Origin of the sequence: Rouxiella sp. T17 (assembly GCF_036663475.1) — a bacterium.
Lineage (GTDB): Bacteria > Pseudomonadota > Gammaproteobacteria > Enterobacterales > Enterobacteriaceae > Rouxiella.
Genome location: NZ_JAWUEA010000013.1, coordinates 102639 through 117725 on the forward strand (window position 1 = coordinate 102639; position 15087 = coordinate 117725).

The 15087-nt window shown below is 52.6% G+C and carries 17 protein-coding genes; 14 read left to right on the forward strand and 3 right to left on the reverse strand.

From position 1 onward, the window contains the following. The first annotated feature begins 437 nt into the window (after positions 1-437). From SC206_RS04585 to SC206_RS04595, 3 genes are read left to right on the forward strand one after another with little or no spacing between them, the layout of a single operon-like run. On the forward strand, positions 438-1919 hold the full coding sequence (locus SC206_RS04585; protein WP_332734631.1) for an NAD-dependent succinate-semialdehyde dehydrogenase: 1482 nt from the start codon (positions 438-440) through the stop codon (positions 1917-1919). Between the two features lie 38 nt (positions 1920-1957). After that, positions 1958-2425: a ribonuclease domain-containing protein gene (locus SC206_RS04590; protein WP_332734633.1), complete on the forward strand. Its 468-nt coding sequence runs from the start codon at positions 1958-1960 to the stop codon at positions 2423-2425. A 5-nt stretch (positions 2426-2430) separates the two neighbouring features. Continuing rightward, positions 2431-2721 carry a barstar family protein gene (locus SC206_RS04595; RefSeq protein ID WP_332734635.1) on the forward strand — a complete coding sequence of 97 codons (291 nt, stop codon included), beginning with the start codon at positions 2431-2433 and terminating at the stop codon, positions 2719-2721. 152 nt (positions 2722-2873) lie between these two features. Here SC206_RS04595 and yjgA read toward each other — a convergent pair whose 3' ends face one another. Then, positions 2874-3422 (reverse strand): ribosome biogenesis factor YjgA, encoded by a 549-nt coding sequence (gene yjgA / locus SC206_RS04600; RefSeq protein ID WP_332734637.1) that lies wholly within the window; start codon positions 3420-3422, stop codon positions 2874-2876. Between the two features lie 163 nt (positions 3423-3585). On the opposite strand from yjgA, the gene pmbA reads away from it, so the two are divergent. From pmbA to SC206_RS04655, 11 genes are all read left to right on the forward strand, one after another. Then, on the forward strand, positions 3586-4926 hold the full coding sequence (gene pmbA, locus SC206_RS04605) for a metalloprotease PmbA (protein ID WP_332734640.1): 1341 nt from the start codon (positions 3586-3588) through the stop codon (positions 4924-4926). Between the two features lie 243 nt (positions 4927-5169). Further along, positions 5170-5556: a cytochrome b562 gene (gene cybC / locus SC206_RS04610; RefSeq protein ID WP_332734642.1), complete on the forward strand. Its 387-nt coding sequence runs from the start codon at positions 5170-5172 to the stop codon at positions 5554-5556. Between the two features lie 294 nt (positions 5557-5850). Next, a complete protein-coding gene (locus SC206_RS04615; protein WP_332734644.1) occupies positions 5851-6171 on the forward strand; it encodes a PRD domain-containing protein in 321 nt (106 codons plus the stop codon). 140 nt (positions 6172-6311) lie between these two features. Then, a complete protein-coding gene (locus SC206_RS04620; protein WP_332734645.1) occupies positions 6312-6677 on the forward strand; it encodes a glycine-rich SFCGS family protein in 366 nt (121 codons plus the stop codon). Then, a complete protein-coding gene (locus SC206_RS04625) occupies positions 6677-6973 on the forward strand; it encodes a DUF4312 family protein (protein WP_332734647.1) in 297 nt (98 codons plus the stop codon). Before SC206_RS04620 ends, SC206_RS04625 begins: the two co-directional genes overlap by 1 nt. Positions 6974-7049: 76 nt before the next feature. Continuing rightward, on the forward strand, positions 7050-7826 hold the full coding sequence (locus SC206_RS04630) for a DUF4311 domain-containing protein (RefSeq protein WP_332734649.1): 777 nt from the start codon (positions 7050-7052) through the stop codon (positions 7824-7826). Positions 7827-7838: 12 nt separating this feature from the next. Beyond that, entirely contained in the window at positions 7839-8486 is a 648-nt protein-coding gene (locus tag SC206_RS04635; RefSeq protein WP_332734651.1) for a DUF4310 family protein, read from the forward strand. An 84-nt stretch (positions 8487-8570) separates the two neighbouring features. After that, positions 8571-9710, forward strand: a complete 1140-nt coding sequence (locus SC206_RS04640) for an amidohydrolase/deacetylase family metallohydrolase (RefSeq protein WP_332734654.1) — start codon at positions 8571-8573, stop codon at positions 9708-9710. After that, on the forward strand, positions 9694-10848 hold the full coding sequence (locus tag SC206_RS04645) for a DgaE family pyridoxal phosphate-dependent ammonia lyase (RefSeq protein ID WP_332734656.1): 1155 nt from the start codon (positions 9694-9696) through the stop codon (positions 10846-10848). Before SC206_RS04640 ends, SC206_RS04645 begins: the two co-directional genes overlap by 17 nt. Positions 10849-10896: 48 nt before the next feature. Beyond that, entirely contained in the window at positions 10897-11637 is a 741-nt protein-coding gene (gene dagF / locus SC206_RS04650) for a 2-dehydro-3-deoxy-phosphogluconate aldolase (protein ID WP_332734658.1), read from the forward strand. 145 nt (positions 11638-11782) lie between these two features. After that, positions 11783-13696, forward strand: coding sequence for a BglG family transcription antiterminator (locus tag SC206_RS04655; protein WP_332734660.1), 1914 nt, complete (start codon positions 11783-11785; stop codon positions 13694-13696). A gap of 125 nt (positions 13697-13821) precedes the next feature. Here the strand turns inward: SC206_RS04655 and npr are convergent, their stop codons facing one another. Both npr and rapZ read right to left on the reverse strand, forming a co-directional pair. Then, on the reverse strand, positions 13822-14094 hold the full coding sequence (npr, locus tag SC206_RS04660) for a PTS phosphocarrier protein NPr (protein WP_332734662.1): 273 nt from the start codon (positions 14092-14094) through the stop codon (positions 13822-13824). A gap of 27 nt (positions 14095-14121) precedes the next feature. Beyond that, complete coding sequence (gene rapZ / locus SC206_RS04665; protein WP_045048341.1) at positions 14122-14976, reverse strand: RNase adapter RapZ; 855 nt, start codon at positions 14974-14976, stop codon at positions 14122-14124. Between the last annotated feature and the right edge of the window lie 111 nt (positions 14977-15087).

Genomic DNA, 15087 nt, shown 5'->3' on the forward strand with positions numbered 1-15087 from the left:
TCTTTAGGGTTTTTTAGGAAAATGACAGAAACCATCTCTGTTAACGTTTTTGAACTCGGCACTGCTCTTCCTTTCTCAATACCTGAAACGTATCAGCAGGAAGCGTGCCAGACTGCCAAATTTGAGGGTAAAAGGTATTAATAGGCCGCAAATGGAGTGGCTGCGCATTATTTGCGTGCTATTTGATAACTCCATTGCACCGATAAAGTGCGCAGGCTTGAAGGAAGAAATAGCAGTAATCAAGGGAAAAGCAGCAGGAAAGGCAGGCGTTAAGCTTTCTGAAAAGCACAGGCGGCGGGCAGGTTTGGGCTATGGGCAGAGGATTAATGGCTATACTTAACCATTAATTAACTTTGAAAAAGCTTTCAAAAAGCCTTGGAAAAGAGCCCATAAATTTATCGCCCCAGACGGCGCACCTCACAGGAGGAAGAGCGATTATGTCAGACCAGCAACGTGGTTCTTTAGAAACGATTAAAAACCTGTCCACTCATCCGCTGTTTAAAACCGGTTATTTCGTCGCGGGTGAATGGCAAACCGCGGCACAAACCTTTGACGTCGAAAATCCGGCGACGGGTGAAGTGGTCGCAAAAGTCGCGCGTGCAGGGCAGGCCGAAACGGAAGCCGCCATCAAAGCCGCTAGTCAGGCTTTTCCAGAATGGCGTAAGAAAACCGGCAAAGCGCGCTCTGAAATTTTGCACCGCTGGTATGAGTTAATGCTGGAGAATAAACAGTTCCTCGGCGAGCTAATGGTTGCCGAGCAGGGCAAACCGTTAAAAGAAGCGCTGGGCGAAGTCGACTACGCCGCCAGTTTTTTACAATGGTTTGGTGAAGAGGCCAAACGCGCCAACGGCGAGATTATTCCGCCGGTGAAAGCGGGCTCGCGTATTTTGGCTACCCGCGAACCGGTGGGCGTTGTGGCGGCGATTACCCCATGGAATTTCCCGCTGGCGATGCTGACGCGCAAACTAGGTCCGGCGTTGGCGGCAGGCTGCACCGGGCTGATCAAACCCGCGAATAATACGCCGCTGTCGGCCTTTGCCCTGCTTGAGCTGGCAAAACAGGCCGGTGTGCCAGACGGCGTGCTTAACGGCGTAGCCGGTGACACCTCGGCAATCAGCGATGCCATTATGGCAAGCAGCGCCGTGCGCAAAATCTCCTTTACCGGTTCCACCGAAGTGGGCAAAACGCTGGTGCGCAACAGTGCCGACACCATGAAAAAAGTCTCGATGGAACTTGGCGGCAACGCGCCGTATATCGTTTTTGACGATGCCGATCTCGACGCCGCGATTGAAGGCGTGCTGGCCTGTAAATTCCGTAACTCTGGGCAGGTTTGCGTTTCTATTAACCGAATTTATGTGCAGGACGGCGTTTACGACACCTTTGTGAATCGCCTTGCCGAGAAGGTCAGCCAGCTTAAGGTCGGCAACGGCATGGAGGAGGGGGTAATCGTCGGACCGTTGATTAATATTAAAGGTCTTGAAAAAGTCGAAGAACACGTAAAAGATGCGCTTGAGCACGGCGGCAAACTGTTGACCGGCGGCGAACGTCATCAACTGGGTGGAAACTTCTTCCAGCCAACCGTGATTGCCGACGCCAACGATCAAATGAAAGTCGCTGCCGAAGAGACTTTCGGTCCGCTGGCGGCCTGTTTTCGTTTCAAAACCGAAGAAGAAGCTATCGAGCGCGCCAACGCCACCGAATTTGGACTGGCCGCCTATTTCTATTCGCAAAACCTGCAACGCGTTTTCCGCGTCGCCGATGCAATCGAAAGCGGCATGATTGGCATTAACGAATGTGCATTATCGACTGAAGTTGCGCCGTTTGGCGGCGTAAAAGAGTCCGGCTTGGGTCGCGAGGGTTCCGTGCTGGGTCTCGAAGAGTATTTGCAGGTGAAAACACTGCATCTGGGCAATTTGTAATTAAACCGATTTCAAAACTAGACCAACGAGTATGAACGATGAAAGCAGGAACAACGTGGGGTAAAATTTACTTGCTGGTGGCGGGAGTGGCCATTTTGCTAAGCGGCAGCGCGACGGCAAAGATGCATTTTTTTTCTTCTTCGCAGGAAAATGTCGCTGGCGTGCAGGGCAACATCTCACAGCTGACGGCGGAAAAAAACGTTGTCAGTTATTTGCAGCAGCATCACCAGTTGCCCAACTATTTTGTCACTAAAAAGCAGGCGCGCGCAGCCGGATGGGATGCCCGCTCGGGTAATCTGTGTCAGGTTTTGCCGGACAAGGCTATCGGCGGCGATCGTTTTTCAAATCGTGAACACAGTCTGCCTGCTGCCTCAGGCCGCGTGTGGCGTGAAGCCGATATCAATTATCACTGCGGAAGACGCGGTGCGGATCGCGTACTATTTGCCAATGATGGCCTGATTTACATCAGCCGTGATCACTACAAGCACGTTGTTCGGGTGGAGTAGAACATATGAAAAAAGTGGTTTTCGATTTTAATCACATCCCCGACCTGCCCGCTTTCTACGCCGATTTTGCGCGGCAGTTTGCACTTGGTGAAGAGTTTGGTGCCAATTTGGATGCGCTCTGGGACGTCGTCACCGGCGGCATTGCATTACCGATCGAAATTGATTTCACCCATTTTAATGCGGCGCGAAAACGCAAATTCGGATCGTTGGTGTTACTGTTTGAAGAAGCCGAAGAAGAGTTGGAAGATGAGTTGCGCTTTAACATAATCGAAAAAACCCCTGCCAAAAAAGCCTAAGCATCTTTAAAAGGGTTTTCGAGTTATAGCGAGTTATAGCGAGGGATCCAATAATTCAGTAATTGGAGCTGTAGCAGGGCGGCAAGGCCCGGTGAGCTGACATTAGGTCAGCGATTCGGGCGAGCGCGCAGCTACAGCTTCAAGAACGACGGTTACTGCTGCTCTTCAGCGAGTTCGCGGAGATACTGGAAAATTTGGCGATAGGCTTTCGGCGGCTTATTGGCGGCTTTCTCTTTCTGCGCATTACGGATCAGCGCACGGAGCTGCTGACGGTCGGCGTGAGGGTAGAGAGCCAGCACGGATGGCACGGCGTCATCGCCTTCTTCCACAAGGCGATCGCGCAGCACTTCCAGCTTGTGGAACAGCGAAACCTGCTGGTTGTGGCGGTTTTTCAGCTTGTCGAGTGCGGTTTGAATCGGTTCGATATCGCGGGAACGCAGCATCTTGCCAATTAATTGCAGCTGGCGACGACGGCCTTCTTTCTTGATTTTTTGCGCTAAATTGATGGCGGCGCGCAGGTCTTCATCGAGCTGAAGTTTGTCGAGGGAGTTTTGACCCAGCTCGACCATCTCGGCACCGAGCTCTTTCAGTGCTTCGGCATCACGTTTAATTTCACTCTTGCTGACCCAGATGATCTCTTCATCTTCGGCGTTGTTCTCTTCTGGAACATCGTCGAGCCAGTCTTCTATTTTCTTAGTCATTAGGGATCCTTAAAATTCTTGGCCGCATTATCGCACGGTTGGCAACAAAAGACCCAGTCGGAATGCGAAATTGTACTAAGTCTCTGTTAGACTCTGAAGAATCTATAAGTAATTATCTCCAACTTTTTACTTAACACCTTATTGAAAAAAGAAGGGCGGGCTGATGAACGTAACCACTCAAGTGGCAGAGCAACGTAAAACGCTGGAACAAGCCGTAGCGCAAGCTCTGGAGTTAGCGAAAGCTGGTTCTGACGGCGCGGAAGTGGCGGTCAGTAAAACCACCGGAATTGGGATAAGTACCCGCTTTGGTGAAGTCGAAAACGTTGAATTCAACAGCGACGGCGCGTTGGGCATTACCGTTTATTATCAACAGCGTAAAGGCAGCGCGTCCTCTACGGACCTCAGTCCCGACGCCATTGCCCGCACCGTGCAGGCCGCGCTGGATATCGCCCGTTACACTTCGCCGGATCCTTACGCTGGCGTAGCCGATGAAGAGATGCTGGCCTACGACGCGCCCGATCTCGATCTTTTCCACCCCACCGAGCTCGACGCCGATCGCGGTATCGAGCTGGCGGCGCGTGCCGAACAGGCCGCGTTGGCGGTGGATAAACGCATCACCAATACCGAAGGCGGCAGCTTCAACAGCCATTACGGAATTCGCGTTTTCGGTAACAGCCACGGCATGCTGCAAAGCTACTGTTCGACGCGCCACTCGATTTCGGCCTCTGTCATTGCCGAAGCGGCGGGCGATATGGAGCGCGATTACGCCTATACCATCGCTCGTTCGTTTGATGAATTGAAAAGCCCGGAGTGGGTGGGTGCAGAGTGCGCACGCCGCACGCTGTCTCGACTTTCGCCGCGAAAATTGCCAACCATGAAAGCGCCGGTGATGTTTGCCGCCGAGGTCGCCACCGGCCTGTTTGGCCATTTGGTGGGCGCGATTAGCGGGGGCAGCATCTACCGTAAATCATCTTATCTGCTTGATAGCATGGGCAAACAGATCTTGCCTGAATGGATCACTATCGAAGAGCATCCGCACCTGCTGAAAGGCTTGGCTTCAACGCCATTCGATAGCGAAGGCGTGCGTACTAAACGTCGCGATATCGTGAAAGATGGCGTGCTGCAAACCTGGCTGATGACCTGCTACTCGGCGCGCAAGCTGGGCCTGCAAACGACTGGCCACGCGGGCGGCATCCACAACTGGCGCATCGCGGGTCAGGGCGACGATTTCGAGGCAATGTTGCGCAAGCTGGACAAAGGGTTGCTGGTGACCGAATTAATGGGTCAGGCAGTGAGCGGCATTACGGGCGACTATTCGCGCGGCGCGGCCGGTTTTTGGGTCGAAAATGGCGAAATTCAGTATCCAGTAAGCGAAATCACTATTGCGGGCAATTTGAAAGATATGCTGCGCAACATGGTCAGCATCGGTAGCGATATCGAAACTCGCAGCAACATTCAGTGCGGCTCGATTATCCTGCCTGAAATGAAAATCGCTGGCGAATAACCTGCATTAACCCTTCCAAAACTCTTCCAACAGCGGCGGGCCTCCGTCGCTGCTTTATTCACGTTACCCTTTCGACTCCTCCGTCTTTTCTATCCCCCTGAAAATTCTTTACAAAAATCTGATGCCACTTTCCGCCTGTTACCACTATGTTAAACATAGCCCCACTAAGTCTATTGATATTTTTTCTGAAAGCATAAGCACGGGCATTACCCGATAAATCAAAAATAATTGGAAGGTGTGAGCATGCGTAAACAGATGATTGCATTAGCAACGGTTGCCCTGCTGGGCTGGAGTGCCCAATCGTTGGCCGCTGATTTAGAAACGGACATGGATACTCTGTCGGATAATTACAGCAAGATTTTGAAAACCGATGACAAGGCTGAATTCCTGCAAGGGTTGGGCAAAATGCGCGAAGCCGCCGAAGACGCTAAAAAATCTAAACCGCCGAAATTCGCCTCGAAACCCGATAACAGCCCCGAGATTCAAGATTTTCATAAAGGCTTAGACACGCTGATTAGCCAGATAGATAAAGCGTCAGGTTACGCCAAGTCCGGCAATATGGACGACGCTAAAAAAGAGGCCGAAGGCTTCAAAGCGACTCGCAACGAAAATCATAAGAAGTTCAAATAAAAGCGTACAAACGCCGTCCTCCTCCTTAATCTGGAGGAGGTTTTTCTTTCTCATCCCCGTCATTTTCTCTTCCAAACCGCTGTTTTCCAGTCTTCCATGCCATTCAAACCCATTTTTGCGAGCCTGATCCGCTTGGTCTGCGCCATTTCCACTTTGAACTGGAAAAATACCGGCTACACACCGCGATGCCATGGGCGTAGGGTAACAACAGATGAAAGAGGGCTGTAAAAGAGTGGCCCGCGCAGTAAAAACAAAAATGAAATCGCATCTGTAAAAGGGGCAGAGCTAATCGTTATGAACAATGCACTGGATTTGGAAGATGCGCCAGAAAGAACCGCACAGCTGTTGGCTGATATTCAAAAGATGTTAAACGCCGAAGATATTTATACCAACGACGTGCAGCAGCAAATGTTGGCTTCTCATGTTAAGGCGATGGTTCTGCGATCTATTACGGGCGAGCCGCTGCCGGAGGTCGATAAAGAACTGTTTGATGAAATATCGGCACACTCGATGAAAATGGCCGAACAGGTAGTCGATATTGTGGGAAATTTACCCATTGAAGAGGCCTATTTATTATCGGTGCATTTTGAAGTGGCGAAAGATAATAACGCCTGATCAAAAGCGGCAACCTATTTAATCATCAACTCTTTGAATGGCTGCTTTTTAATTAAAAATCTATTCGGTAAAGCATTTAAATAACGGGTCAATTAATCAATTCATTCTTTGTTATCACCTCGAATCTGGAGAGTTTAATCATGGGACAAGTCATCGTAGTTATTGGCGACCGTTTAGGTAAAGGCCAGAAAGTTGCCGCTGGCGTAGAAGCGGCGGGCGGTAAAGCCATTGTTATTCCTGGCGTAGCGGCAGATATGAAGCTCGGCGATGTCATGAAAGCGGAAGAGGCCAGTTTGGGGATCTCCTTCTGTGGCAGCGGCGGCGCGGGCGCCATTACGGCACAGAATAAATATAAGTACAAAGCCAAACACGGCATGCGTTCCATTGATGAAGGCGTGACGGCAATTAATGAAGGCTGCACGGTGCTCGGTTTCGGTTTTATGGATAAAGAAGAGCTGGGCCAGAAGCTGGTAGAAGCGTATATCAAGAAATATGGCCAGCCGTAATGAAGCAGCAAATAACGTCGACAGTCAGAGTTGAAGGAAAAGGCGAAACCAGGGCGGCGGCTTTTTCTTCTGCACTCAGTCAGGTACAGAAAACCGTTCTTAAATCGACGGAGAATATATTACTGCGAATCGAGCCGCAGGACGTCAAGGTTATTACTGCCGAAGAGAAGATTACCAGAGAAAAGTTCTTATTCTTTTTTCTGGCCAGGGAGAGGAAAAGTTATTACGTCGTGCTGGATATTATCGTCAACATGAGCGTGATTAATACCGAACAGGTCATATTCACCAAGAAATGAATATTCACTCAAAATTCATGGCTATCGAATGAAAATCTGAGTTTTCGAATGAATATAAAATTATAAGGATAACCTGATGTTTTTAATTATCTTGTTCAAATCACTGATTATCGGCGGACTCGTGGGGGTCGGCGTTGGAGCAGGCGCTGCCCGTATGTTTCACGCACCCACCGTACAGGGGATGGGGGCTTTCCGAACGCTGGGCGAGCTGAACTCCTGTGAAGGCGATCCCGCTTCGCATTTCTCCTTCGGACTCGGCTTCTTCTTCAACGCCTGGGCGTCATCCGTCGCGGCAGGTTCATTCACTCAGGACGTCGACCACCGCATTATTCCCAACTGGGCCGCCGCCGTGCTGATGATGAAAAACCGCAACGTCGCCGAAACCCTGCATGACCCGCGCAAGATGGCGATCGCCGGTGGCATCATCGGCATGATTGTCGTGGCGTTTCTGAATACCACCGCGTCGGCGGTTCCGCCCGCCTTGCAGGTGACGGCGATTAAAGTGCTGGTGCCCGCGGCCAACATGCTGGTCAACACCGTAATGCCCGTGATTTTCTGGCTGGCAGCGATTGATGCCGGCCGTCGTTCGGGCTTTTGGGGCACCATTTTTGGCGGCCTCGCGCAGATGATTATGGGCAACGCCGTGCCGGGATTAGTGCTGGGGATCCTGATTGGCAAAGGCGTCGAAGAGGGCGGCTGGAACCACGTCACCAAAGTCATGATGGCGGCAATTATCGCGCTGTTTGTGTTGAGCGGCTTCTTCCGCGGCTTCGACGTCAAACTGTTGCAGTCTTTCATGCTGGACGTTCCGACGTGGCTGAACGGCATCCATAACTCTCTCAGCGGCAAATAAGGGGACATAAAAATGGAAGAACAAGCCAAAACGGGTTTCTGGTACGCCGAATGGTCGTTTCCGATTTTCGTTGGATTACTCTCTTCGGGCGTCTTCGCGGGCACGCACATGTATTACCTCTACGGTATCGGCGCGTTTAACGAGGTGGCTTTCGTTTCGATGCTGCGTTCAGGCATGGATACCGGCGTGTATGGCGCGGTCGCCGCCTTCGGCGCCAGCTTCCTGTTTGCCCGCATCATCGAAGGTTCGCTGGTCGGCATTCTGGATATCGGCGGCGCGATCCAAACTGGCATCGGCCTTGGCGTTCCGGCGCTGCTGCTCGGCGCAGGCATTATCTTCCCGGTCGCCAACTTTGCCGCCTCGCTGGTCACGGGTTTGGTTCTGGGGTTAGCGGTCGGTTACATCATTGTTTTAGCGCGTAAATTTACCATTAATCAGGGAAATTCGACCTACGGCGCAGACGTCATGATGGGCGCGGGTAACACCACCGGTCGCTTTCTTGGGCCGCTGATTATTCTGTCGGCAATGGCGGCGTCGATTCCTATCGGCCTCGGATCACTGCTCGGCGCGCTGCTGTTTTATATCTGGAAAAAGCCGCTGACCGGCGGTGCAATTCTGGGCGCGATGATCCTCGGCGCGATCTTCCCGATTTCGCTTTAGACATTTGTTCGAAAACAAAATGTTTGAAAACAGAGAATTCGAAAACAGAGTCTTCGAAAATCAAGCTGAAAGGAGAGTAGGCGGATGTATGATCTGATCCTCAGACAGGCAAAAACGGCCGACGGCAAGCTGATCGATCTCGCGATCCAAGGCGGCAAACTGGCGGTAGTCGGCCAGCTTGTCGCCGAGGCCAGCGCGACGCAGGCCTACGATCTGCACGGTAAATATTGGGTTAGCGCGGGCTGGATTGACTCGCACGTTCACTGTTACGCCAAATCGCCTATCTATCACGACGAACCTGATTTAGTCGGCGTCGCGAGTGGCGTGACGACCGTGGTGGACGCTGGCAGCACGGGCGCCAACGACGTGGACGATTTTTATCGCATCACTCGCGCGGCCAAAACCAACGTGCTGGCGTTGCTGAACATTGCCCGCACGGGCATCGTGACGCAAAACGAGCTGGCCGATCTAACCCAGATAGACAAGCTCGGCGTGCAGCAGGCGATTGCCCGTAATCCAAACTTTATCATCGGCTTAAAAGCGAGAATGAGCAGCAGCGTGGTGGGTGCAAACGGCATCACGCCGCTGCGGATTGCCAAAGAGATGCAGCAGGAAAATGGCAATCTGCCGCTGATGGTACACATCGGCAACAATCCGCCGAATCTCGATGAAATCGCCGATCTGCTGGCCTCCGGCGACATTATTACCCACTGCTACAACGGCAAACCGAACCGGATTTTAACGCCCGAAGGCCAGCTGCGCGACTCTATAAACCGCGCGCTGAGCCGCGGCGTGAAGCTCGACGTCGGCCACGGCTCGGCCAGCTTTAGCTTCGCGGTGGCCGAAATGGCGATTAAACAGGGCATTATTCCGCACACTATCAGCTCCGATATTTACTGCCGCAATCGTCTGGCCGGACCCGTCCACAGCCTCGCAACGGTGATGTCAAAATTCTTCAGCATCGGGCTCACGTTGTCGCAAGTGATTGATTGCGTTACCCGTCACGCCGCCGACGCGCTGCGTCTGCCGGAAAAAGGCCGTCTTGAAGTCGGCGCCGATGCCGATCTCACGCTGTTTACCGTCCAGCAATCGCCGCAGGTTTTTGTCGATTCGGAAGGCCTGTCGGTTGAGGGCGAGCAAATTCTGGTGCCACTGGCGGCCATCGTCGGCGGTGAGCCGCTACTTACCGAAGAAGGGAAGTCCACAAATGTCTTCAAACTTTAATGTTTCAAAGCCTGATGTTTCAAAGCCTGATGTTTCAATCAATAAAAAATATGATTTAAAACAGGTGATTAACGCATCGGGACGCATGACGATTCTGGGTGTCTCAACCCCACGCGCCGACGTCGTCGAGGCCGTTAATACCGGCTTGAATCAGTTCTTCGAGATGAAGGATTTAGTCAATAAAACCGGTGCCTACATTGCCAATCTGCTTAACGTTGAAAGCGCAGTGGTGGTCTCCTGCGCTTCGGCGGGCATCGCGCAATCGGTCGCAGCGGTGATCATTAAAGATGACGCCTGGCTGCTGGAGAATTTACACGCCGCGCCGCTGACCGTGCCCGACGAAATCGTGCTACCGAAAGGCCACAACGTAAACTATGGCGCGCCGGTCGCGACGATGATTTTGATGGGCGGCGGCAAAGTCAGAGAAGCCGGTTACGCCAATGAATGTTCTGCCGCGCAGCTGGCGGCGGCGATAACCCCGCGCACGGCGGCGATCCTTTACATCAAATCTCACCACTCGGTGCAAAAAAGTATGCTGTCGGTGGCCGAGGCGGCGCAGGTGGCGCGTGAACATCGGCTGCCCTTGATTGTCGATGCGGCGGCGGAAGAGGACCTGACCTGCTATTACCAGATGGGCGCGGATTTAGTAATTTATAGCGGCGCGAAGGCGATTGAAGGCCCGTCCAGCGGGCTGGTGCTGGGCAAAAAACAGTACGTTGACTGGGTGAAATTGCAGTCCAACGGCATTGGTCGCGCGATGAAAGTCGGCAAAGAGGGCATTCTGGGCCTGACGCAGGCGATCGAAAGTTACCTTACCCAGCCAAAAACCACGGGGCAGGAGTTGGTCGACAAGATGACGCCGTTTATCGCGCGACTCAATGAAATCAACGGCGTAGCGGCGCACATTGTCTGGGACAGCGCCGGTCGTGACATCGCCCGCGCTGAAATTACCTTTGATGAAGCTACGTTAGGCTGGAAAACCAAAGCCATCGTCGATGCGATGAAAGAGGGCGAGATCGCGATCTATTTCCGTGGCTATCGCGCCAACGAAGGCAAAATTGATGTCGACGTGCGCAGCGTGACGCCTGCCCAGCTGGAGACGGTCGCCGACTGTTTTAACGCGCTGTTTAGCCAATAAGAGAGTGAAAGCCATGAAAAATAATGACAAAAGCAGCGGAGAGAAAGCATGAAGCTGAGCCCTAATTTTTATCGCGATCGCGTGTGTCTCAACGTGTTGGCCGGTTCGAAAGAGAATGCCCGCGACATTTATGCCGCCGCCGAAGGTCACGTGCTGGTTGGCGTGCTGTCAAAAAACTATGCCGATGTGCCGAGCGCCGTTGACGATATGAAAGCCTACGCGGCGCTAATCGAAAATGCGTTGTCCGTCGGGCTGGGCGCGGGCGATCCGCGTCAGTCGTTAATGGTCAGCGAGATTGCTCGTCAGGTTCAGCCACAGCACGTTAATCAGGTCTTTACCGGCGTTGGCACCAGCCGTGCTTTACTCGGACAAAACGAAAGCGTCGTTAACGGCCTGATTTCGCCTACCGGTAAAGTCGGCTGGGTCAAAATTTCGACCGGACCGTTAAGCTCGGCGGCGAGTGACGGCATTGTTCCTATCGACACGGCCATCGCGTTACTGAAAGACATGGGCGGCAGTTCGGTAAAATATTTCCCGATGGGCGGCCTGAAAACGCGTGAAGAGTTCGCCTGCGTGGCGCGCGCCTGTGCCGAACAGGCGTTCTGGCTGGAACCGACCGGCGGCATCGATTTAGAAAATTTCGAACCGATTATGGAAATCGCGCTCGAGGCGGGGGTCAGCAAAATCATTCCCCACATCTACAGCTCGATTATCGACAGCGCGAGCGGCAACACGCGGCCTGAAGATGTCAAAACATTGCTGGCGAGCGTTAAAAAGCTTTTAGGATAATCACGTCGCGGCCTCTTCCGATGCAACGGCTTCATCAGTTTTGGAATAGGGCGCGCAAATCATTAGCTTGTCAGCCGATTTGCTTTGCATTAAAAACGTAACGTGTCCTAAATGGCCAACATGCCCTGAAAACAGAAGGATTATCGTGAGATTTCCCTATCAGAGATTGGCAATATTGTTCGATGCGCTACAGACGGAAACCTTGCCGCAGGATGAGCTGGCAAAACGTCTGGACGTTTCGACGCGCACCGTGCGCGCAGATATCACCGTGCTGAACGAAATCATGCAGCAGTATGGCGCGCACTTTGTGCATAATCGTGGCAGCGGCTATCAGCTGAAAATCGACGATATTGCGCTGTTTTCCCTGATCCAGCAGCCCGTGCGGCCCACCAATCCCACGCCGCGATCCGCCGCCGAGCGCGTTAATCGCCTGCTGATTCGTTTTCTGACTTCTGCCTATTCGTTAAAGCTCGAAGACTTGGCCGACGAATGGTTTATCAGCCGGGGCACGTTGCAAAATGATATGCCCGAAGTGCGCGAACATTTGGCGCGCTATCATCTTGATATTGAAACTAAACCGCGTTACGGCATGAAGCTGTATGGCGCAGAGCTGTCGATTCGCGCCTGTCTCACCGACCTGCTGTTCCAGCTTAATCCCGACGATCCCAGCCGTTCTTTCCTGAAAGCAGAAAGTGTTGAGACGGCGGCCTTGCAGCCGTTAACCGACTTCATGCACCAGCTGTTTGCGCAATCTTCAATTCAGTTGACCGATGAGGGCGAACAGTACCTGATTCTGTACTGCGCGGTGGCGGTAAAACGCCTTGCCAAAGGGTATCCGCTGACCGATTTTGACGTCGAAGAAGAAGAACCGGCGGTGAAACAGGTGTCTGTAAAATTGGCCGCCGAGCTTAAACGTCTGGCGGGGAAAGAAATTCCGGCGGCGGAAGAGGCCTATTTGCGGGTCAATATCGCCGTCCGCAGAGTGCAGAGTCTATTGCCGACCGACATCAACGCCGACGACGAAGAGTCGCTGGTCAATTACATCCTGTCGTATATCAACGCCAACTATAACTATGATTTACAGCGTGATAAGCAGCTTCGATCCGATTTGCTGACCCACACTAAAGCGATGATTACGCGGGTGAAATATCAGATAAATATTCCGAATCCGTTGCTCAACAATATCAAACAGCACTATCCGATGGCCTATGACGTCACGCTGGCGGCGGTGTCGAGCTGGGGAAAATATTCGCCTTACAGTCTGAGCGAAAATGAAATTGGTTTTCTGGTGCTGCACATTGGCGTCGGTTTGGAGCGCCATTACAATATTGGTTATCAGCGTCATCCGCAGGCGCTGCTGGTCTGCGATACGGGCAATTCAACGATTCGCATGATTCAGGCGCAAATCAGCCGCAAGTTTCCACAAATCGTGATTACCCAAATCATTTCGCTGCGCGATTATGAAAAACTTGAGCATATCGACGAAGATTTTATCATCGCCAACGCGCGGGTCACGGAGCGCAACAAGCCGGTGATCGTGCTGGCGCCTTTTCCGACCGATTATCAAATGGAGCAGCTCGGCAAGCTGGTGCTGGTGGATCGCACGCGCCCGTACATGCTCGAAAAATTCTTCGACCAGCGCCATTTCATGCGCCTCGATCAGCCGATGACGCAGGCGCAGCTGTTTCGCAAAGTCTGCACCCAGCTTGAGGAAGAGGGCTACGTCGATGAACAATTTTATCCGTCGGTGGTAGAGCGCGAAGAGATAGTGTCGACCATGCTGGGCGAAGGGATCGCGTTGCCGCACTCGCTCGGACTGCTGGCGAAAAAAACCGTGGTCATTACCGTGCTTTCACCTCACGGCATCAAGTGGGGAGACGGCGAGACGGCGCACGTTATTTTTCTGCTGGCAATCAGCAAGGCGGATTATGAGGAGGCGATGGCGATTTATGACCTGTTCGTCACCTTTGTGCGCGAACGATCAATGAGCCGGCTGCTGACCAGCCCTGATTTTGAATGCTTCAAAGCCGTAGCGATCGACTGTTTAAGCAGGCTTTAGCCAAGTGGGATGAAGCGAGTCAGGATGTAAAAATGGTAAGAAGAGGGCGACGGCATCGCGCCGTTTTACATTGCGCCCTTTTTCATTGCGCCCTTTTAGAATAAAAAGGCCTGCTAGGCCGATTTTTACTCTTCGTCGAAGCCGGAATTGATCAGGTTGACGACCGCCGTCAGAGCTTCGGCCTCATCGGGACCATTTGCTTCGATTTCAATTTCCTGACCCTTTGGCGAGTCGAGCATCAGCAGCGCAATCACGCTGCTCGCCTCGGCTTCGATGCCGGAATCGTTACGCAATAAAACTTCCGATTCAAAACTTTGTACCAGCTCAAACAGTTTCATCGCCGGACGCGCGTGCATTCCGAGCCTGTTTTTTATCTCAACTTTCTGTTTTATCGACATAACTTTTACCGTCTTAAGGAGTATCCGTCACGCTTTGCGTTTTTCGAGCGTACGATGGCGAGACTGCACGTTTTTCCCGCGCGAGCGGAAATAGTCGGCAAGCTGTTCTGCAACATACACTGAGCGGTGTTTGCCGCCCGTGCAACCAATGGCCACCGTCAAATAGCTGCGGTTATTGGTTTCGAGCATCGGCAACCACTGTTCAAGATAGCTGCGAGTCTGGTAAATAAAGTTATGCACTTCGGTGTGACGGTCAAGGAACGCCGCGACCGGTTTATCCAGCCCCGTCATGGGACGCAGTTTAGGGTCCCAATGCGGATTCGGCAGGAAGCGCACGTCGAACACGTAATCGGCATCGATCGGAATGCCGTGCTTGAAGCCAAAGGATTCAAATACCATCGTCAATTCGCGTTCGCGCTTGCCCAGCAAACGGGTACGCAGCATTTCGGCCAGCTCGTGAACCGACATCTCGGAGGTGTCGATAATCAAATCAGCGCTGGAACGCAGCGGCTCAAGCAGCTCGGCTTCGTGATCGATAGCGCTTTCAAGAGACAGATTCTTGCTGGAAAGAGGGTGCAAACGCCGCGTGTCGCTGTAGCGACGGATAAGCGTGTTGCGATCGGCATCCAGGAACAGCAGTTGTGGAGAAAAGCTGTCCGGAAGCTGAGTCATGGCATGTTCGTAAACTTCAGGCGTTTCCGGCATATTGCGCACGTCAATACTCACGGCGGCAGAGGTATTACGTTCGGCCAGCTCGCGAGCCAGCTGAGGCAGTAACACCACCGGCAGGTTATCGACGCAATAAAATCCCATGTCTTCCAGCGCACGCAAGGCGACGGATTTTCCAGAACCGGAACGGCCGCTGACTATCATCAGCACCATTATCTTTCTCTCCCTCAGATACTCATATCTTTCGCGCTGTAGATGCGTTGGCTTCCTTCACTCGCCGCAGTCACTTACCTGTGTAAGCTCCTACGGTCTCGCTCAGTTGCC

Coding starts and splice junctions, on each gene's coding strand:
- SC206_RS04585 (WP_332734631.1), top strand. CDS start 438: ATGTCAGACCAGCAACGTGGTTCTTTAGAAACGATTAAAAACCTGTCC.
- SC206_RS04590 (WP_332734633.1), top strand. CDS start 1,958: ATGAAAGCAGGAACAACGTGGGGTAAAATTTACTTGCTGGTGGCGGGA.
- SC206_RS04595 (WP_332734635.1), top strand. CDS start 2,431: ATGAAAAAAGTGGTTTTCGATTTTAATCACATCCCCGACCTGCCCGCT.
- yjgA (WP_332734637.1), bottom strand. CDS start 3,422: ATGACTAAGAAAATAGAAGACTGGCTCGACGATGTTCCAGAAGAGAAC.
- pmbA (WP_332734640.1), top strand. CDS start 3,586: ATGAACGTAACCACTCAAGTGGCAGAGCAACGTAAAACGCTGGAACAA.
- cybC (WP_332734642.1), top strand. CDS start 5,170: ATGCGTAAACAGATGATTGCATTAGCAACGGTTGCCCTGCTGGGCTGG.
- SC206_RS04615 (WP_332734644.1), top strand. CDS start 5,851: ATGAACAATGCACTGGATTTGGAAGATGCGCCAGAAAGAACCGCACAG.
- SC206_RS04620 (WP_332734645.1), top strand. CDS start 6,312: ATGGGACAAGTCATCGTAGTTATTGGCGACCGTTTAGGTAAAGGCCAG.
- SC206_RS04625 (WP_332734647.1), top strand. CDS start 6,677: ATGAAGCAGCAAATAACGTCGACAGTCAGAGTTGAAGGAAAAGGCGAA.
- SC206_RS04630 (WP_332734649.1), top strand. CDS start 7,050: ATGTTTTTAATTATCTTGTTCAAATCACTGATTATCGGCGGACTCGTG.
- SC206_RS04635 (WP_332734651.1), top strand. CDS start 7,839: ATGGAAGAACAAGCCAAAACGGGTTTCTGGTACGCCGAATGGTCGTTT.
- SC206_RS04640 (WP_332734654.1), top strand. CDS start 8,571: ATGTATGATCTGATCCTCAGACAGGCAAAAACGGCCGACGGCAAGCTG.
- SC206_RS04645 (WP_332734656.1), top strand. CDS start 9,694: ATGTCTTCAAACTTTAATGTTTCAAAGCCTGATGTTTCAAAGCCTGAT.
- dagF (WP_332734658.1), top strand. CDS start 10,897: ATGAAGCTGAGCCCTAATTTTTATCGCGATCGCGTGTGTCTCAACGTG.
- npr (WP_332734662.1), bottom strand. CDS start 14,094: ATGTCGATAAAACAGAAAGTTGAGATAAAAAACAGGCTCGGAATGCAC.
- rapZ (WP_045048341.1), bottom strand. CDS start 14,976: ATGGTGCTGATGATAGTCAGCGGCCGTTCCGGTTCTGGAAAATCCGTC.